21 protein-coding genes are annotated in these 17,004 nt (G+C 55.8%); 16 read left to right on the top strand and 5 right to left on the bottom strand.

Annotation, left to right across the window (positions count from 1 at the left end):
• Window positions 1-43: 43 nt before the first annotated feature.
• Window positions 44-1,045 carry a phosphate acetyltransferase gene (gene pta, locus LKE28_04920; GenBank protein ID MCH3907591.1) on the bottom strand — a complete coding sequence of 334 codons (1,002 nt, stop codon included), beginning with the start codon at window positions 1,043-1,045 and terminating at the stop codon, window positions 44-46.
• A 119-nt stretch (window positions 1,046-1,164) separates the two neighbouring features.
• Between pta and LKE28_04915 the strand changes: the two genes are divergently transcribed.
• The 3 genes from LKE28_04915 to LKE28_04905 are packed head-to-tail and all read left to right on the top strand — an operon-like array spanning window position 1,165 to window position 3,240.
• Window positions 1,165-1,896, top strand: coding sequence for a prephenate dehydrogenase/arogenate dehydrogenase family protein (locus LKE28_04915; protein ID MCH3907590.1), 732 nt, complete (start codon window positions 1,165-1,167; stop codon window positions 1,894-1,896).
• Window positions 1,893-2,468, top strand: coding sequence for a hypothetical protein (locus tag LKE28_04910; GenBank protein MCH3907589.1), 576 nt, complete (start codon window positions 1,893-1,895; stop codon window positions 2,466-2,468). The genes LKE28_04915 and LKE28_04910 overlap by 4 nt, the downstream gene beginning before the upstream one ends.
• Window positions 2,380-3,240, top strand: coding sequence for a radical SAM protein (locus LKE28_04905; GenBank protein ID MCH3907588.1), 861 nt, complete (start codon window positions 2,380-2,382; stop codon window positions 3,238-3,240). Before LKE28_04910 ends, LKE28_04905 begins: the two co-directional genes overlap by 89 nt.
• Here LKE28_04905 and LKE28_04900 read toward each other — a convergent pair.
• Both LKE28_04900 and LKE28_04895 read right to left on the bottom strand, forming a co-directional pair.
• Window positions 3,192-4,115: a serine O-acetyltransferase gene (locus LKE28_04900; protein MCH3907587.1), complete on the bottom strand. Its 924-nt coding sequence runs from the start codon at window positions 4,113-4,115 to the stop codon at window positions 3,192-3,194. The genes LKE28_04905 and LKE28_04900 overlap by 49 nt on opposite strands.
• Before the next feature lie 32 nt (window positions 4,116-4,147).
• On the bottom strand, window positions 4,148-4,681 hold the full coding sequence (locus LKE28_04895; GenBank protein MCH3907586.1) for a biotin transporter BioY: 534 nt from the start codon (window positions 4,679-4,681) through the stop codon (window positions 4,148-4,150).
• A gap of 73 nt (window positions 4,682-4,754) precedes the next feature.
• On the opposite strand from LKE28_04895, the gene LKE28_04890 reads away from it, so the two are divergent.
• Together LKE28_04890 and argS are read left to right on the top strand one after the other, a co-directional pair.
• Complete coding sequence (locus LKE28_04890; GenBank protein ID MCH3907585.1) at window positions 4,755-5,777, top strand: biotin--[acetyl-CoA-carboxylase] ligase; 1,023 nt, start codon at window positions 4,755-4,757, stop codon at window positions 5,775-5,777.
• Window positions 5,770-7,590 carry an arginine--tRNA ligase gene (gene argS, locus LKE28_04885; protein MCH3907584.1) on the top strand — a complete coding sequence of 607 codons (1,821 nt, stop codon included), beginning with the start codon at window positions 5,770-5,772 and terminating at the stop codon, window positions 7,588-7,590. Before LKE28_04890 ends, argS begins: the two co-directional genes overlap by 8 nt.
• Here argS and LKE28_04880 read toward each other — a convergent pair.
• Complete coding sequence (locus LKE28_04880) at window positions 7,559-8,725, bottom strand: AraC family transcriptional regulator (protein ID MCH3907583.1); 1,167 nt, start codon at window positions 8,723-8,725, stop codon at window positions 7,559-7,561. The two genes, argS and LKE28_04880, sit on opposite strands and share 32 nt — an antisense overlap.
• Before the next feature lie 18 nt (window positions 8,726-8,743).
• Between LKE28_04880 and LKE28_04875 the strand changes: the two genes are divergently transcribed.
• The 5 genes from LKE28_04875 (at window position 8,744) to LKE28_04855 (ending at window position 12,853) form a co-directional block, all read left to right on the top strand.
• Window positions 8,744-9,208: a hypothetical protein gene (locus LKE28_04875; protein ID MCH3907582.1), complete on the top strand. Its 465-nt coding sequence runs from the start codon at window positions 8,744-8,746 to the stop codon at window positions 9,206-9,208.
• Window positions 9,209-9,218: 10 nt separating this feature from the next.
• Window positions 9,219-10,376 carry an extracellular solute-binding protein gene (locus tag LKE28_04870; GenBank protein MCH3907581.1) on the top strand — a complete coding sequence of 386 codons (1,158 nt, stop codon included), beginning with the start codon at window positions 9,219-9,221 and terminating at the stop codon, window positions 10,374-10,376.
• Between the two features lie 154 nt (window positions 10,377-10,530).
• Window positions 10,531-11,415 carry a sugar ABC transporter permease gene (locus tag LKE28_04865; GenBank protein ID MCH3907580.1) on the top strand — a complete coding sequence of 295 codons (885 nt, stop codon included), beginning with the start codon at window positions 10,531-10,533 and terminating at the stop codon, window positions 11,413-11,415.
• Window positions 11,400-12,221, top strand: coding sequence for a carbohydrate ABC transporter permease (locus tag LKE28_04860; protein ID MCH3907579.1), 822 nt, complete (start codon window positions 11,400-11,402; stop codon window positions 12,219-12,221). Before LKE28_04865 ends, LKE28_04860 begins: the two co-directional genes overlap by 16 nt.
• Window positions 12,222-12,226: 5 nt before the next feature.
• Window positions 12,227-12,853 carry a hypothetical protein gene (locus LKE28_04855; protein ID MCH3907578.1) on the top strand — a complete coding sequence of 209 codons (627 nt, stop codon included), beginning with the start codon at window positions 12,227-12,229 and terminating at the stop codon, window positions 12,851-12,853.
• A 9-nt stretch (window positions 12,854-12,862) separates the two neighbouring features.
• On the opposite strand, the gene LKE28_04850 is transcribed toward LKE28_04855, so the two are convergent.
• Window positions 12,863-13,435, bottom strand: a complete 573-nt coding sequence (locus LKE28_04850) for a TetR/AcrR family transcriptional regulator (protein ID MCH3907577.1) — start codon at window positions 13,433-13,435, stop codon at window positions 12,863-12,865.
• Between the two features lie 135 nt (window positions 13,436-13,570).
• Between LKE28_04850 and rplU the strand changes: the two genes are divergently transcribed.
• The 6 genes from rplU to LKE28_04820 are packed head-to-tail and all read left to right on the top strand — an operon-like array spanning window position 13,571 to window position 17,004.
• Window positions 13,571-13,888 (top strand): 50S ribosomal protein L21, encoded by a 318-nt coding sequence (gene rplU / locus LKE28_04845; GenBank protein MCH3907576.1) that lies wholly within the window; start codon window positions 13,571-13,573, stop codon window positions 13,886-13,888.
• A gap of 12 nt (window positions 13,889-13,900) precedes the next feature.
• Window positions 13,901-14,194: a 50S ribosomal protein L27 gene (rpmA, locus tag LKE28_04840; GenBank protein ID MCH3907575.1), complete on the top strand. Its 294-nt coding sequence runs from the start codon at window positions 13,901-13,903 to the stop codon at window positions 14,192-14,194.
• Between the two features lie 16 nt (window positions 14,195-14,210).
• Complete coding sequence (gene obgE, locus LKE28_04835) at window positions 14,211-15,266, top strand: GTPase ObgE (GenBank protein ID MCH3907574.1); 1,056 nt, start codon at window positions 14,211-14,213, stop codon at window positions 15,264-15,266.
• Window position 15,267: 1 nt separating this feature from the next.
• Window positions 15,268-15,900, top strand: coding sequence for a nicotinate (nicotinamide) nucleotide adenylyltransferase (gene nadD, locus LKE28_04830; protein ID MCH3907573.1), 633 nt, complete (start codon window positions 15,268-15,270; stop codon window positions 15,898-15,900).
• Window positions 15,869-16,453: an HD domain-containing protein gene (locus LKE28_04825; GenBank protein ID MCH3907572.1), complete on the top strand. Its 585-nt coding sequence runs from the start codon at window positions 15,869-15,871 to the stop codon at window positions 16,451-16,453. Before nadD ends, LKE28_04825 begins: the two co-directional genes overlap by 32 nt.
• The gene (locus LKE28_04820; GenBank protein MCH3907571.1) at window positions 16,450-17,004 is read left to right on the top strand and encodes a hypothetical protein; all 555 of its coding nucleotides are present in this window, start codon (window positions 16,450-16,452) and stop codon (window positions 17,002-17,004) included. The genes LKE28_04825 and LKE28_04820 overlap by 4 nt, the downstream gene beginning before the upstream one ends.

The following is a 17,004-nucleotide window of genomic DNA, read 5'->3' as shown; positions in this document are numbered from 1 at the left end:
AGGCCGTACCGAGAGGGTACGGCCCGATGGGTTTGGTATGTGGTTATTTCGCCGCGGCTTGGCTGAGCGTGATGGCGCTGGTGACGACGATGTCGTCCACAGAGCATCCACGGGACAGGTCGGAGCACGGTTTGGCGAAGCCCTGGAGCACGGGACCATAGGCTTCCGCACCGGCAAGGCGCTGCACCAGTTTGTAACCGATGTTTCCCGCCTGCAGGTCGGGGAAGATCAACGTGTTGGCGTGTCCGGCAACCTTACTGCCCGGAGCCTTCTTGGCTGCGACCGTCGGCACGATGGAGGCGTCAAGCTGCAGTTCTCCGTCGACGTTCAGATCGGGGTCCTTCTCCTTCAGCATGGCCAGAGCGCCGGTGACCTTGTCGATCAACTCTCCTTTGGCGGAGCCTTTGGTGGAATAGGAAAGCAGCGCGATGCACGGCTCCACTTCCAGGAAGGTGCGGCAGGATACGGCTGATTCCTCGGCAATGTCCGCCAGCTGTTCACTGGTCGGGTTGGGGATGGTGGCGCAGTCACCAAAGATGAAGGAACCGTTGGCTCCATACTCCTTCTTGTCCGTCACCATGACGAAGCAGGAAGAGGCATACTTGACGCCCGGTTTGCATTTGATGATGGTGAATGCGGCGCGAAGCAGGTCGGCCGTGGTGGATTCAGCGCCGCTTACCAGCGCGTCCCCGTCTCCCAGGCGAACCATCATGGCACCCCAGCGAAGGATGTCCTGGATGTCGGTATGCGCCTGCTCCGGAGTCATCCCCTTGGCTTTGCGCAGTTCGTAGTACTCGTTTGCGTAGGCGTCCAGTTTGGGGCTGGTCGCCGGATCAACGATCTCCATGTCATCAACCGACACGTTGACCTTCTTGGCGGCTTCTTTCACCGCTTCCACGTTGCCTACCAGAATCACGCTCTTGGCGATCTTCTGGTCCTTGATTTTCCGGGCGGCCTGCAAGGTCCTCGGCTCGGTCCCTTCGGCCAACACCAACCGTTTCTGGGCGGCGACGGCTTTCTTGATCATTTTTTCCGCAAAAGTCATGTTTTTCTCCTCACAAAATATGGGCAACCCTTTGCAGGGTATAGCACTCACGTTTCCCCAAAAGTGTAGCACGATTCTGTTCGTTGATAAATAGTCGCGTTATCGTGTAGAATGTGCCCATGCGCGTAGGGGTATATGGATTGGGGCGCTTCGGCGCCTTCTGGGCACGGCAACTGGCCATGCAGAACCTGGATGTCTGTGGGTACAGCCTCCATCAGAAACCTCCCATCGAGGGAGTGGAGATGGTGGACGAGGATACCGTGCTCTCCTGTGAGACGATTTTCTTCTGCGTCGCCATTTCCAGTTTTTCCGAGGTGATCGAACGGGTCAAGGACCGGATCAAGCCGGGAACGTTGGTAATGGATACCTGCTCGGTGAAACTGTACCCCGCCGATGTGATGGACAAGAAGCTCAGCAAGGCGGTCTATACCATCGCCACCCATCCGATGTTCGGCCCGGACTCCGGCAAGCACGGCATCAAGGGGCTTCCCATGGTGGTCTGCCCGCTCTCCTGCCCGGTGGTCATCGTCAACAAATGGCTTGCCTTGTTCAAGAAATGGGGGTTGGATGTCATCCGCATGACCTGTGACGAACATGACAAGGAAGCGGCCTGGAGCCAAGGAGTCACCCACTTTGTCGGCCGGACGTTGGATCAATTGCACCTGAAGGACACCCGGTTGGCTACCACCGGATACAAACTGCTGATGTCCATCGTCGAACAGACCTGCAATGACCCCATCCAGTTGTTCTATGATCTGCAACGGTACAACCCGTACGCCAAAGAGATGCGGATGAGCCTGAAGAGCGCCCTGGATGTCGTCATGCAGGAACTGAAAGAACAGGAAACATGAGACTGTTGGTATACACGCTGGGATGCCGTCTGAACCAGGCGGAAAGCGAGGCGGTGGCCGACGCGTTCGGCAAGGCGGGATTCTCCATCGTTCCGGAAGGTGAGGATGCTGACCTGTACATCGTCAACACCTGTACGGTGACCAGCAAGGCAGAGCAGAAGTGCCGGCGGATGATCCGGAAGTTCGCCCAGACGGCTCCGGTGGTAGCCACCGGCTGTTACGCCCAGCTGAACGCTGATGAACTCTCCTCATTGTCCCCCAATGTCGTCGTCTACTCGTTGGACCGCAAGGCAAGTCTGCTTGAGCTTCCTTCCTACGTGGAAAACGCGATGGACGAAGGAACGGACCTGCTTGCCGCCCTTACGTTCCTATCATGGAGGAGAGACGGACCGCTTCGCGTTCGATGCCAACTCATTTTCCTATCACAGCAGGGCCTACCTGAAGATCCAGGATGGGTGCGACAATGCCTGTGCCTACTGCAGGGTGCATGTCGCCCGGGGCAGGGCGATGGATCTGGATGCCGATACGGTGGTGAAGCGGGCGTTGCAATTGGAGGAGGAAGGGTTCCATGAGATCATGCTGACCGGGGTGAACCTGACGATGTACGATCATCGGGGCGAAGGCTTGGGCGCGTTGGTGGAAAAACTGCTCTCCCGCCTGGGACCGGACATCCGCCTGCGTCTCAGCTCAATGGAACCGGACCATGTGGACGACCGCCTGTTGGATACGTTCGCCGACTACCGGATGCAACCGCATTTTCACCTTCCGATCCAGTCTGCCAGCCGGACGGTGCTCCGCCGGGTCAACCGGTACAACGACATGGATCGGATCGGCACGATCATCGCCACCCTTCGAAAGATGAAGGATGATCCGTTCATCGCCGCCGATGTGATCACCGGACTTCCCGCCGAAGGGGAGAAGGAATTCCAGGAAACGTACGATTTCTTCCAGAACTACGATTTCTCCATGCTGCACGTCTTCCCGTTCTCTCCCCGTCCGGACACCCCATTGTTCACGGCCAAGGACCGGGTTCCCGAATCGGTGCGGGACGAACGGGCGAAAATCCTCAGGGAACTGGCAGAGCGGCACCATGCCGCCTATCTGCTTCGGCAGGCCGGCCGCCATGGGGAAGTGATTCTGGAACAGCGCAAAGGTGGGTATTGGTACGGAACGACGGGTAATTACTTGGAGGTAAAAGTCCTCGACGCACCATCGTTCTCACGAAAAGGAGATCTTCTTCCCATCATCTTCCAGGAAGGCGGCACGACAGTCCGGCTGGATCCCTTCCGTTCCCCTCAGCTGATGTCCGGCTGGCCCGTTTTCCGTTTGGAAAGATCCCGATAGGTGATCTTCGGGGGATCGAGCATCGCCATGGTGTCCGGCGGTACGTCATTCTTGATCCATACCCCGGCGCCGATGACGGCGTTCTTCCCGATGGTGATGTCCCCCAGAATCGTCGCGTGGGAGTAAATCGTCACGTTGTCCTGGATGGTGGGATGCCGTTTGGTTCCCCGGATCAACAGTCCGCAGGCATCCCGGGGGAAGCTCAACGCTCCCAGCGTGACGCCTTGGTACATCTTCACATGGTTGCCGATGATCGTCGTTTCCCCGATGACCACGCCGGTGCCATGATCGATGAAGAATGATTCTCCGATCTGCGCGCCGGGGTTGATGTCGATGCCGGTCTCGGCATGGGCAAGTTCGGTCAGCATGCGGGGGATCAACGGGACTTTCCGGATATACAGGACGTGTGCCACCCGGTAGATGGTCAGCGCTTTCATGCATGGATAGCTGAGGATCACCTCCCGCACCGATCCGGCTGCGGGATCCCCTTCATACCCTGCGACGGCGTCCAGCTTGAGCATCCTGCGGATGGACGGCAACGCTTCGCACAGCGCGATGACATCTTCTTTCGCTTTTGCCCGGTGGCTGGCTTCATCTTCTTCCGGCTTGTCGTAGGTGTACGCGATGGCAATCTGTTCCAGCAGGATGTCACAGACTTCGGCAAGTTCCCTCCGGACGACGGAATCCAACGTACAATCCTCCGGACAATCTCCACTTCTGCCGGGGAACATCAGTTCCATGATGTCCTTGGAGAGCAAGCGCATCAGCTTCATTTCCGGGATGCGCTTCAGGAGATAGTACTGGGCCTGTCCTTTCGCGCGGTTGTACGTGGAAAGCAGGTTGTCGGCGTAGGACGTGCTGTCAAAGTCACTCATGCCTCGAGTATATCCACAGTGGTACAACTCTGTCATCTGGTCGAGGAGAATTCCTCGATCCGTCCCCGGAACGCCTTGGCCAGGAGAATAGCGACGGTCGCTTTTAACGCGTCTCCCGGCAGGAAGGGAAGCATGCCGGCTTTGAACGCCGTCCCCCATTCCATGCTCCGCTGGTACTTCAGGTAGCTGATGCCGATGGCATAAATGACCATTTCTCCGACGACGACGGCCAGAATATCCCATCCCAAGCCCCTGCGGTTCGGCCTCATGGCGATCAGGGAGATGATCGGAGCGGCGACGGCCATGCCGAACAGGAACCCCCCGGTCGGACCGAGCAACGCTCCCAGGCCTCCGCCGCCGGTGAATACCGGCAACCCGATGGCTCCCAGGAACAGATACAACACCATCGTCTCCAGGGAGACGCTCCAGCTGGTGGTCAACCCAAGCATCAGGACGAACATCGTCTGAAGCGTGATGGGGACCGGAGGAAGGGGAAAACGGATATAGGCGCCTACCGTCATCAAGGCGCAGTACAGCGCCACCACAAGGATCTTTTTCGTCTGCATGCCCAGAGGCTACCAGATTTTCTTCTCAAATGTAAACATTGTAGAGGTTGACAATTTGCGGTATGATGCGGCTATGCGTACACAGGAACGGGTCGTGGAATATTTACGGAAGAAGGAAGGACAGTTCGTCTCCGGCGAACAGTTGTCCCGGAACCTTGGCGTGAGCCGGTCAGCCATCTGGAAAGCGGTGGAGAAACTGAGGGATGACGGGTATGTCATCCAGGCAAAAACCCACAACGGATATCGGTTTGATGACCGAGATGGAAGACTCTCGGGAACCAAACTGTCAGGACTGCTTCCCAACCTTTCCGTAACGGTGTTGGAAGAGGTGGACAGCACCAATCGTCTGGCAAAGGAAAAGGCGGCCTCCGGTTGTCCTGACGGCACGCTGATCGTCGCCCGAAGGCAGACCGGGGGGCGGGGCCGTCTGGGGCGTCCGTTCTCCAGTCCCCATGGCGGCATCTATCTTTCCCTTGTGCTGCGTCCCCGGTGGGAGATGGCGGACGCGCTCCTTGTCACCAGCGCGGCGGCGGTCGCCACGGCACAGGCCATCCAGGAGGAGACCGGCCTTTCCTGTGGCATCAAATGGGTCAATGACCTGTACTACCAGAACAAAAAGGTGGTGGGGATCCTCACCGAAGGAGTGATGGACATGGAGAACGGGAGACTTTCCGCCGTGGTGGTGGGGATCGGCATCAACTTCTGTACCCAGCAGCAGGATTTTCCTCCTGAGTTCCGGTCCATCGCCGGATCCCTGTATGCCGGTCCGTCCCAGGTGCCGGATGGGGTCGATCAAAACCGGCTGGTCGCTTCTTTGGCAAGCCGGCTTCTGGCCTCTTCCCACCACTTGTCCGGCCGGGCGTTCCTGGAGGAATACCGGAAGCGGTGTATCGTCATCGGAAAGGACGTGTCCGTATTCCAAGGTGGGATGCTGACCGACCAAGGGACTGCCACCGGGGTGGACGAGAACGCCCACTTGGTTTTGCGGCGTGGCGATGGTTCTTCCCTCGTGTTGGGCACCGGTGAGATTTCCATCCGTCTTGCCCAGAGCCCGATGAATCAGTATCATCAGCACGGAGGAGAAACGAATGCTTGACGATGTGAGACAGGAATGGAAATCCTTGCTGGAGACGGAACTGGGGAAAATGGCCAAGGAGACCGTGGGGGACGTTCAGATGCCTTCCTTGGTGGTGCAGACTCCTCCAAAACCGGAAATGGGGGACATCGCGTTCCCGCTGTTCGCATTCGCCAAAGTGTTTCACATGGCGCCTCCCATCCTTGCGGGAAAGCTGAAGGAACGGATCGAACAGCAGGAAGGCCGGCCTGACGGGGAGATGCTGGTCGCCGGTCCTTATCTGAACATCCGGCTGGACATGGCCAATATGGCGGACAACCTGTACACCGCCATCACCCAACTGGGCGGCACGTACGGGAATAATGACTCGTTGGAAGGCAAACGCATCATGGTGGAGTTCAGCTGCCCCAACACCAACAAGCCGCTTCATCTGGGACATATGCGCAACGATTCCATCGGCAGCGCGGTCAGCGCCATCCTGAAAGCCAACGGCGCCCAAGTGAAGAAAGTCAATTTGATCAACAACCGAGGGGTGCACATCTGCAAGTCGATGCTCGCCTACCAGAAGTTTGGTGGTGGGGAGACGCCTCAGTCCACTCATATGAAAGGCGACCACTTTGTCGGCAAGTACTATGTCCGGTTCGCCACCTGGGAGAAAGAGGCGTTCGCCGCTTACCAGGCCGCCGGCGGTCCGCTGGATGAGGACGCCTGGAAGGCAACGCCGGATTCCCCGGACGCCCAGGCGCAGGCGATGCTGGAAAAGTGGGAGAAAGGGGATCCTGAGGTCCTCCGGTTGTGGAACCTGATGAATGGCTGGACGCTGCAGGGGCTTGAGGAAAGCTACCGGACGATGGGCATCAGCTTCGACAAGTATTATTATGAATCGGACACCTACAAACTGGGCAAGGCGGAAGTGCTCAAAGGGCTGGAGCAGGGGGTGTTCTACCGGGAGCAGGATGGTTCGGTCTGGGTGGACCTTGCTCCGATCGGACTGGACAAGAAAGTGTTGCTTCGCAAAGACGGCACCTCATTGTACATGACCCAGGACATCGGAACCGCCATCACCCGGCACAAGGATTGGCCGTTTGACAGCCTGATCTACGTGGTGGCCAGCGAGCAGCAGTACCATTTCAAGGTGCTGTTCTATGTGCTGGGTAAGCTTGGCTATCCATGGGCAAAGGAACTGCATCATCTCTCCTATGGTATGGTCAACCTGCCCGAGGGGAAGATGAAGAGCAGGGAAGGCACCGTGGTCGATGCCGATGATCTGGTGGAGCAGCTTTCCACGTTGGCGGGCGAGGAGATCGCGGAGAAAGGCCGTGAAGAGGAAGTGGGGGACGTGAAGGGAACCAGCGCCGCCATCGCGTTGGGGGCGTTGAACTACTACCTGCTGCAGGTCTCTCCGGAACGGGATATGGTGTTCAATCCCAAGGAGAGCATCAGTTTCAGCGGAAACACCGGTCCATACCTGCAGTACATGGGAGCCCGTATCTCCTCCATCCTGCGTAAGTTCGACGAAACGAAGGATGCATATACGGATGTTCCGTTTGATGGAAGACTGCTTTCCCAGGCGCAGGAACGGGAGATGGTGGGATTGCTGGCCAAGTACCCATCCATCGTCGCCAAGGCAGGGGCCACCTACGATCCCTCGTTGATCTGTTCCTACCTGTACGACCTGTCCAAGCTGTTCAGTTCCTGGTACCACGACAATCCGGTGCTTCGCGCTTCGAGCAAAGACCTGGTCGTCGCCCGGGTGGCGCTGTGCAGCATGGTGGTGACGGTCTTCCAGAACGCGTTCACCCTCATCGGGGTGCCGTTTCTGGAGAAGATGTAACCTCTGACATTCTTTCGCCGTTTTGCGTCATGTGGGTTCGGTATGTCTTGGGGGACATACCAACCACATGGGTGAATGCGGTGGTGAAATTGGCGGCGGAACTGTAGCCGATGAGATTGGCGATTTCCTTGATGGTCATGGAGGAATTGATCAAAAGCTGTTTTGCTTGATCCATTTTCAAACTTCTGACCATTTCTCCCGGTCCCTTTTGGTACAATGCGAGACACAGACGGGAAAGGTGCGGTCTGCTGATGCCTGCTTCCTTGCAAAGGTCAGGGACGCTCCATGGCTCCCCAATCCTGCTTGTCACGCTTTCCCAAAGGGGGAGAATCCTGCTTCGGTTGTATCGGATATCCAGAGCTTCGGTGACGCCGAGAGCCCGTTCCAAATAGAGTAAGAATAATTGTTCGAACAAATCCACCGCCTGTGGTGAGCGGGTGTCTGAATACACTTCCTCCTTCATCAAAGAAAGAAACAGTGTCTTTAACAACGGACCATTGGTGAACGGGATGATCTCATAATCCTGACAATGAGGAAGGAAATCTGGGGTTTCTTCTTTCCAAATGGTCAGCCAGATCATTTCCCAAGGTGCCGGTCCAATGGTTTCTTCCCGATGTCCTTGACCCATGGCGTTGCTGATGAAGGCTTGTCCTGGAGCGGATGTCAACACGGTTCCGTCCTCCATATAGTATCTTCCTTTTCCGGAAAGTGTCAGAACGATGACATGAAACCCACGTTGAGGAGTGCGTTGCACCCAGAAGGTTTCATCAAGAATCCCATATCCCCCTTGTTTGATCCGCGCCATGGCAAAGGTTGGCGCGTTGATGGCGGCGGACGTCAAATGCCGTTTGTCGTATCGTTTCGGTTCATGCACGATTTCCCGTATGAATTTCATGCAAACATGGTATGTCATCATCGTCTTGCTTGAAAAGAAAAAAGAATGAGACAAATTCAAATGTTTTGCCCTTTCCCTTTTTCTCGAGAAAAGGAACCATACAAAACAACAATGATGGTTGATACGTAGGAGGTGTCCATGGCATACGCATACGACCCGTGGCAGAAATGCAAGACTATCAGTGGGCTGGCCGCTGACGAGGTGATTTCCGCGTTGCAAAAGGAAATCCGGAGAAATCATCCAGAGAACGCTGCAGTGTTGGCGTATGAAATGATGATCACCAGCGATGATATGGAAGAATATCTCTGGTATCGGTTGCGGACGATCAGCGTCGAAGATGTCGGGATGGCTAATCCCATCGCGCCGATTTTGATCAACAGCCTGGATCAGATGCGGCGCCTGGTTCCCAAACATGATGGTGACAGACGGCTTCTGGCCATTCATGCGGTGCGATACCTGTGCCAAAGCCTGAAGGACCGATCCAGTGACGAGATGCTCAATTGGATCATCAAGGAATATGATGCCGGTAATCTTCGGCCTCATATTCCTCCCTATGCGCTGGACAAGCATACGCTGGCTGGGCAAAAGAAAGGATTGGACGAACAAAATTTCTATGATGTGGCTTCACAAGTGTCCCCGGAATGGGAAGGCAGGGACAGGACATATCGTGACCGGATCGTGAAGATTCTTGCGGAATGCAGGAAATCCGGCACGCAAGCGTAAGGAGTCTGCTATGAAACGGAACCTGTTGATTGCTGTCGTGACGTTTTTCGCAACCGCTATGGCCTTTCCCGCTGGTTCGAAGGAATCGGGAAACACCCAGCGTGTGGTGACGACTGTTTGCCGCGCATCATACGCCAATGAGGCATGGTACACCAAAATGAATGCCGATTTTGAAGCGGAAACGGGAATTCATGTCGATGTGACGCCTACCCCGGGAAATGATGATGATCATGACGCAAAGGTGAACATCGATCTCCTTGCCGGTGGAACGGTGGATGTTGTGGAATCCTTGGGAGCAAAAAACTACACCATCCGGAATGAAGGTGGATTTTTTATGCCTTTGAGCAAACTGGTTGCGGGATCTGGTGTTGATGCAGAGACGCTCTGGGGTGTGAATCTTCCCAAGAACGCACAAGGCGAGTATTACGGGATTCCGTTCAAACAGGAAATGTGGTGCGTCTACTACAACAAGGATCTGTTTGACGCGGCCGGGGTCCCCTATCCCTCTGGTTCGTGGACATGGGACGATTACATCGCCACGGCGAAGAAATTGACGGATGCTACCAAGGGTGTGTATGGTTCCTTCATGCAGGCTGATACCCAATACATGTATCTTCCTGCCCGTCAGAAAAACGTGCCGTTCTACAAAGTGGACGGAACCTCAAATTTCGATGATCCCGCGTTTGCTGAAGCGATTACGTGGTACAAGAAACTTGCCTCGGTGCAGGGAATCCAGATGTCAGTTTCGGATCTGAATGCAGAAGGCGCCAGCTGGAACTATTACGCGTTGGCTGGCGATCATCTGGCGATGTTCCCCCAGGGAAACTGGTTCGTCCGGTTGCTGAACAGCCAGAAGGATTATCCCCGTTCCTGGAAGTATGGCGTCACGCAGTTGCCAAGTACCGGTGCGGATGGCAACAACAATCTGGTGTCCCAAGCATATGTTTCCATCAACAAGAATGCGGCCCATCCCCAGGAGGCGTTGACCTATATGCTGTGGGTCGCGCAGAACCAATGGCGGTATGAGGGCGGAATCCCCGCGCTCGCGACGCTTACGCCGGAGCAGCAGAACGCCGCGTTCTCTGCTGTTGCGTCTGCCTCTGACGGACAGGTGACGGTTTCAAACCTGTATGACGCCATGCTTGACAACGGCATGGGGAGTCGTTGATTCGATATCGTCGGAACTGCCGGCAACTGAATACAACAATATCGTGAAGGAGGAGGTCTCTTCCTTCTGCATGGATCTGCAGTCTCTGGAAGACACGATTGCTCACATCGTTTCCAGAGTGAACGACGCCATCAAGAGCGCTCGGTAAGGGGCGATGGATCGTCGTTGCAAAGGCGAGGAACGGACGGCGTGGTTGTTCATCACGCCGTTCCTCGTCATGTTCGCCATCTTCAAACTCTATCCCATCCTCTATGGTTTCTTGGTGAGCTTTTGGAACAGGAACGCCGCTTCGAGGATGATGGATCGTTCCTTTGTCGGTTTGGCGAACTATCTGAAAGTGTTGCAGAGCGCTTCGTTTTGGGCTGCGTTCGGACGTTCCCTGGAGTTCTCATTGGTGTATACCGTTACCATCATGGTGCTTGGTGTAATGTTGGCGGTGCTCCTCAACCGACGTTTCCCTGGCAGAACATTTGTCCGCACCTGCTGGTACATTCCGTATGTCACCAACATGATCGCCATTGGAATCGTCTTCCGGTATCTGCTCAATCCGTCCAAAGGCCCGGTCAATGCCCTGTGGCGGGTGTTTGGAACTTCCGGGCCGCAATGGCTGAACGATCCCCATCTGGCGCTGCCCGTTTCCGCCGTAATCGGCGCTTGGGTGGCGCTTGCGTTCACCATCATCACGATTCTCGCGGGATTGCAGGATATTCCGAAAGAATGGTATGAGGTAGCGGATTTGGAAGGAGCGACGTTTTGGCAGCGTTTGGTCTATGTAACCTTGCCTGCATTGGTTCCAACGCTCTTCTTGATGCTTACCATTGCGATTATCAATTCCTTCCGCAGTTATACCACCATTGTCGGGTTGACCAACGGAGGTCCCGGGACGGCTTCAATGGTGCTTTCCCTTCAGATTTATAATGATGCGTTCCTGTATCAAAAATTTTCCATTGCGTCTGCAGAAGGTGTTTTGTTCACCGCTTTCATTGTGCTGATCAACCAGATGGTGGTGTTTGGGAGGGGACGATGGGAAAAAGACTGACAAAACGGGAATATGTGTTCATTGCGGTGATGTGGTGTCTGGCCATCTGCTCTTTGTATCCGTTTGTCATGATGGTCGTGATCGGGTTCCGTCCGGCAGGACTGGCGTACCGTCCTTTGTTCACTCCGGTGAAACCGGTGCTGGACAGCTATCGTCAGGTTTTGGGCAATCGGTATTTTGGCGCGTGGTATCGCAATACGGCCATCACGGTGTGTGTGACGATTGTCCTGCGGTTGCTGGTTACGTTTCCCGCGGCGTATGCGCTGAGCCGGTTACGTTTCCGCGGGAGGCGGCTGATCATGGGGGGGCTGATGACCACTCTGATGGTGCCGGGAGAAACCACGATGGTTCCTCGGTATCTGTTTTTCCGACAGATGCACCTGTTGGATTCCCTGTGGGTCATCATTCTCCCGGAAGTAAGCGAGGTATTGTATCTGATGGTGCTCACCGAATTCTTTCATCAGATTCCTGAAGACTTTTCAGAAGCCGCGACGATTGATGGAGCCTGGCATGGTACCATTCTCACCAGGATTTTTCTTCCATTGTCCGGGCCGTCCATCACCACGGTGGTGCTTTTCAGTTTCATCAATATCTGGAACAACTTCCTGGATCCGTATTTGTTCATCAATACCGTCGGGAATCAGTTGGTTACCCCCGCATTGAAATATTTTCAGGAGCATGGAGGAGCAAACATTCCCATGCAATTGGCAGGCGCGACGCTTGCCGTCATGCCCGTCGTCTTTCTTTTTGTGTTTACCCAAAAGTATTTCGTTGCCGGCGTTTCCGCGTCCGGCATCAAAGGATAAAGGTTATGAGTGTATTCATGTCGTATGATCCGTGGTCGAATGTCACCACCCGTAATGGGATTCCTGGCGATGAAATCATTTCCATGTTGCAGAAATCAATCCGTCGTGGATTGGAACATAATGCGTTGTGTGCCGCCTATGAGATGTATATCACCAGTCCGCAGTTTGAAGACAAGATGTGGAGAAGATTGTTATCCATCAGCGTGGAAGATATTGGTTTTGGTGATGTGCACGCCCCGGAATTGATCTATACGCTGTACTGCATGCGCAAGGAGTTCCTGTATCAGGATGGAGACCGCCCTATGTTCTTCGTCCATGCCATCCGCTACCTGTGTCGTCAAAAGAAGGAACGGTCCAGTGACAACATCAAGAACATGGTCATCAAGGACTTCGCCCATGGCAGGACGTTGCAGGTCCCTGAATACGCGTATGACCTGCATACACGCAAGGGGCGCGAGATGGGGAAGACGGAATTGGATTTCCTCACCGATTCCAGCAAGGTCATCCCCCAGTTGGAAGGGGAGGACATCAAGAATATCTATCAGGAATATCTGGATTACTGCAAACATGAAAAGGAAGATACAGGGAAGCCTGACGTACAGCCGTTTGAATATAACAGCTGGCAATACTGAACGCACGCATCATTGTCGTGGCATGAAGGTCCGGCAGAACCTGCTGACCATGCGGGATAGTTGCCAGTCTTCCTGATCGTTTTCCGTGATGTTCTCCTCATCAATGAAGCTTTCTGCCGCGCTGGCGAACAGCGTGGTGGCTAGGTCGAGGTCAGGGATGTCCAGTCTTCCCGTGTCGGAGAGCGTCTCCAGTACCGCCTGGGTCTGAGCCAGGAACATGTTGTGGATGGCTCGGGCGCGTGAGGCGGCCCGTGGGTCGGTGAACCGCATCTGGAACACCACCCGCCATGCCCAACGCATCGGGGTGGTGGTGTAGGCGGCCACCCAATGGCGGACCGTCGTCTGCAATACCGTCTCTGCTTCTCCGGACAAGCTTACGGATTCCGCTCCGGAGAAGGAGTCGATGAGGTGGTACATTGCGTCCACCAACGCTTCCTTGCTGACGAAATGGCTGTACAGTGTCGCTTTCCTGATGCCCGCGGCTTCCGCAAGGTCGGAAAGAGAGAGGTTGTCCAACCCCCGTTCGGAGGCGATCTGGAGGGCAAGCAGGGTGATTTGCTGGTTGGTCTGTTGGGGGCTCATGCCATTATCCTAGCGAACGATCGGTAGGTTTTCAAGTGGGTTTTTCTTGATTTGCAAGCATTTGCTTGTAAAAACAGGTTGTCATTTTTTTTAAAACAGGGCAGGATGGTGGCATCTTGGAGAAAGGATAGGTACATGTACGCACTTGTAGAGATTCTCGGAAAGCAGTACAAGGCCATCGAAGGTGAAACCATTCAGATCGATCACATCAATCTGGATAAGAAAGCCGGAGACCAGCTGGAGTACACTTCTGTCCTCGCCATCGTAGACGAGAACAACGCCAAGTTCGGGACTCCGTACGTGGAAGGCGCCAAAGTGCAGGCTTCCTACGTCGGCGACAAGCTTGGCGATAAGGTACGTGTGTTCAAGTATGAACGCCGTAAGGGGTATCGCAGGACGCAGGGACACCGCGAGCAATATTCACTGATCAAGATTGATCACGTGATCGCATAAGGAGAGAGAATTATGGCACATAAGAAAGGTGGCGGAAGCTCCAGAAATGGTCGTGATTCCAATTCCCAGCGACTCGGCGTGAAGCGCTTTGGCGGTCAGGTCGTCAAGGCGGGTGAGATCATCGTTCGCCAGCATGGAACCAAATTCCATCCCGGACGCAATGTCGGCATGGGCACGGACTACACGATTTTCGCGAAGGTTCCCGGTACGGTGCTGTTCCATCAGCGGATGAACCGCACCTACATCAGCATCCAGCCCGTCGAAGCGCCTGCACAAGCAGCGCCTGCCGCCGAGCAGGGCAAGTAAGGAAGCGGCCTGGCATATGGTCGGGTTCGCTGACGAAACCTACATCGACGTTGCCTCCGGAAACGGGGGCAACGGTTGTGTTTCTTTCCGTAGGGAAAAATTTGTTCCCAAAGGTGGTCCGGACGGTGGTGATGGAGGCCGGGGAGGCGATGTCGTCTTCGTGGTCAAGTCAAACCTCCGGACGCTTGGTCGTCTGAAAATGATCCGTACGTTCCGCGCGGAAAACGGGCAGAACGGCGGAGGCGCCCGTTGTTTTGGGCGCGATGGCAAGAATGTGGAGATCGAGGTGCCGCCTGGCACGGTGCTGAAGAACGCCGAGACGGGGGAGGTCCTTCAGGATTTGACAGGGATGGACCGCTTCGTCTTCCTGAAGGGTGGCAAAGGCGGATTGGGAAACTGGCATTTCCGTTCCTCCACCCGTCAGACCCCACGCTTCGCACAACCAGGACAGAAGGGTGTTTCCATGCGGGTCGGCGTGGAACTGCAGATCATCGCGGACATCGGTTTGGTCGGCTATCCCAATGCCGGCAAGAGCACGCTGCTCAACGCGTTGACCAATGCCCAGGCGAAAGTCGCGGGGTATCCGTTCACCACCAAGATCCCCCAATTGGGGATGATGCGCTATGATGATCAGGATGTGGTGATCGCCGACATCCCCGGCTTGATCGACGGGGCCAGCGAAGGCGCCGGCATGGGGATCAAATTCCTCCGGCATATCACCCGCACCCAGGGGCTTGCCTTTTTGATCGATCTTTCCGATCCTCGGTATTTGACGGCGTATGACGCGCTGTGCAAGGAACTGGCCGCGTTTGAACCGACCCTTCCGGACAAACCTCAGGTGATCATCGGCACGCATCTGGACGAACCGGATGCTCCCGCACATCTGGAGGAACTGAAGGCAAAGTATCCCGACCACCAGGTCATTGGGATTTGCGCGTTCCTGGAAGAAGGGATCGCGGATGTACGCAAGGCGTTCATCCATTTGGTCAGCCTTTCCGGCAAGAAGCCGGATGACGCTTCGTCGTTCACCGCTCGTGTGGACAAGGATGCGGAGTATCGACAGGAGCCGTAAGGTGGAATCCAGACGTACGGCAATGGTCGGCGGAAGTTTTGACCCGGTGCATCTGGGCCATCTGCATCTGATCCACACCGTTCTGAACCGGACGGATTATCGGAGGATCATTCTGGTTCCCGTCGCGCACAACAACTTCAAGAGAGACCAACGACCGGCTCCCGCAGATGATCGTCTTGCCATGCTCCGTCTTGCCGTTGAGGCGTACGCTTCCCTGTATCCGGATGATCCCCCGCGGGAGATTGTGGTGGATGACTGCGAACTGGTCCGTGGCGGGGTCTCCTATACGGCCGATACGGCGCGGGATATCAAAGAGCGGTACGCGCTTGAGGGAAAACTTGGTGTGGTGATGGGTGATGATCTGGTCTCCGGATTGCCGGCGTGGCACGCGTTTGACGAACTGAAACGGATGGTGGCGTTTGTCGTCATTCGGAGGCAGTCCGTCACACCGGTGGTTCCCCAAGGCGTGGACATCCAGTTCGTCGGGGGGGATGTGTTTGAGGACAGTTCCTCGGAGATACGTGCCCAGCTTGCCTCGTTGGGGCCTGACGAGCCGATGCCGGAAGAGACAAAGGCCTTGATGCCGAAGGGGGTGGCGGAGTATGTCGAAGCGCATCGATTGTACCGCGATTGAAGCGGAAATCCGGAAATTGGAAAGTCCCCACCGCGCAGAGCACAGCATCAGCGTGGCTGAGACCAACCTGATGCTCGCCCATCGGTATCACGAGGATTTGGATGACACCGTGCTGGAAGCCACCGGGCTTCTGCATGACTACTGCAGGGAGTGGGGCACACAGCGGTTGTACACGTTCTGCGATATCCATCATGTGGCGCTTGAGGAAGAGGAGAAAGCGTGTCCGTGGCTGCTCCACGGCCCGGTGGCGGCACAGTTGTTCCGTGAGCAGGGATATCCTGAGCCGATGTGCCTGGCCATCCGCTGGCACACGCTCGGTTCGGTGTCCATGGGACGCCTGGGTCTGGTGGTGTTCGTCAGTGATTACCTGGAGCCGAGGCGGACCCATATCACCGAACTGGAACGGCAACAGTTGCTCCAACCAACGACGCTGGACGATGTCTGCCTGGCGGTCCTTCGGATGCAGGATGCTTATTTTGCCCGGAAGGGGAGGAAAAACGCCGCGACGACCGATCGGTTGGAACAGCTCCTTGCTGGCGGAGGGCGGGTGTGAGACGGTTCCCGTTCCTTGTCCTTTTCGCTTCGTTGGCGCTGCTTTCCTGTTCCCGTCCCGCGGCGCACGCCGACTATCTCTATTTTGGAAACGAAGCGGTGGTGATGGTCACCCAAGGGAATCTCCTCGTGGTGGTGGATGTCCCAGCTTCCGTGACGGTCGGATACGCCAAAGCGAAGGGGTTGGAGGTGTCCCAGGCGCTTCCTGGGTTGTTCGGCCTTCCGGTCGGAACCGTCGCGGGTGGGTCAGCGGAGAACCTTCACGAAATCCGTGACCTGCTTGATGCTATCGGACAGGAGACGGATATGGCCGATGGCGTGTTGGCGCTGCGCACCCAGGTGGGGGCTTTGCGCCATACGTCGTTTGGTGCTACGCTTGACCGGCTTGCCGGTTGGGCGGGATTGTGGGATATGATGGTGGACAAATCCGTGTGGCGCCATTATGATGTGGCTCGTTTCCTTGATTCGGAAACGCTGGATTGGACAGGTATGGAGGCATACTTCCGAGTATGGCTTTCGGGTGCCTTGGAAGAAGGCGGAAGGAGAAATTGA

Origin of the sequence: Sphaerochaeta sp. (assembly GCA_022482495.1) — a bacterium.
In the GTDB taxonomy this organism is placed as follows: Bacteria; Spirochaetota; Spirochaetia; order Sphaerochaetales; family Sphaerochaetaceae; genus RUG023.
Note: the sequence above shows the minus strand (reverse complement) of the source record. Positions and strands in the feature narration are given on the sequence as shown.

Coding starts and splice junctions, on each gene's coding strand:
- pta (MCH3907591.1), bottom strand. CDS start 1,045: ATGACTTTTGCGGAAAAAATGATCAAGAAAGCCGTCGCCGCCCAGAAA.
- LKE28_04915 (MCH3907590.1), top strand. CDS start 1,165: ATGCGCGTAGGGGTATATGGATTGGGGCGCTTCGGCGCCTTCTGGGCA.
- LKE28_04910 (MCH3907589.1), top strand. CDS start 1,893: ATGAGACTGTTGGTATACACGCTGGGATGCCGTCTGAACCAGGCGGAA.
- LKE28_04900 (MCH3907587.1), bottom strand. CDS start 4,115: ATGAGTGACTTTGACAGCACGTCCTACGCCGACAACCTGCTTTCCACG.
- LKE28_04895 (MCH3907586.1), bottom strand. CDS start 4,681: ATGCAGACGAAAAAGATCCTTGTGGTGGCGCTGTACTGCGCCTTGATG.
- LKE28_04890 (MCH3907585.1), top strand. CDS start 4,755: ATGCGTACACAGGAACGGGTCGTGGAATATTTACGGAAGAAGGAAGGA.
- argS (MCH3907584.1), top strand. CDS start 5,770: ATGCTTGACGATGTGAGACAGGAATGGAAATCCTTGCTGGAGACGGAA.
- LKE28_04880 (MCH3907583.1), bottom strand. CDS start 8,725: ATGATTTCTCCGGATTTCCTTTTGCAACGCGGAAATCACCTCGTCAGC.
- LKE28_04870 (MCH3907581.1), top strand. CDS start 9,219: ATGAAACGGAACCTGTTGATTGCTGTCGTGACGTTTTTCGCAACCGCT.
- LKE28_04865 (MCH3907580.1), top strand. CDS start 10,531: ATGGATCGTCGTTGCAAAGGCGAGGAACGGACGGCGTGGTTGTTCATC.
- LKE28_04860 (MCH3907579.1), top strand. CDS start 11,400: ATGGGAAAAAGACTGACAAAACGGGAATATGTGTTCATTGCGGTGATG.
- LKE28_04855 (MCH3907578.1), top strand. CDS start 12,227: ATGAGTGTATTCATGTCGTATGATCCGTGGTCGAATGTCACCACCCGT.
- LKE28_04850 (MCH3907577.1), bottom strand. CDS start 13,435: ATGAGCCCCCAACAGACCAACCAGCAAATCACCCTGCTTGCCCTCCAG.
- rplU (MCH3907576.1), top strand. CDS start 13,571: ATGTACGCACTTGTAGAGATTCTCGGAAAGCAGTACAAGGCCATCGAA.
- rpmA (MCH3907575.1), top strand. CDS start 13,901: ATGGCACATAAGAAAGGTGGCGGAAGCTCCAGAAATGGTCGTGATTCC.
- obgE (MCH3907574.1), top strand. CDS start 14,211: ATGGTCGGGTTCGCTGACGAAACCTACATCGACGTTGCCTCCGGAAAC.
- LKE28_04825 (MCH3907572.1), top strand. CDS start 15,869: ATGTCGAAGCGCATCGATTGTACCGCGATTGAAGCGGAAATCCGGAAA.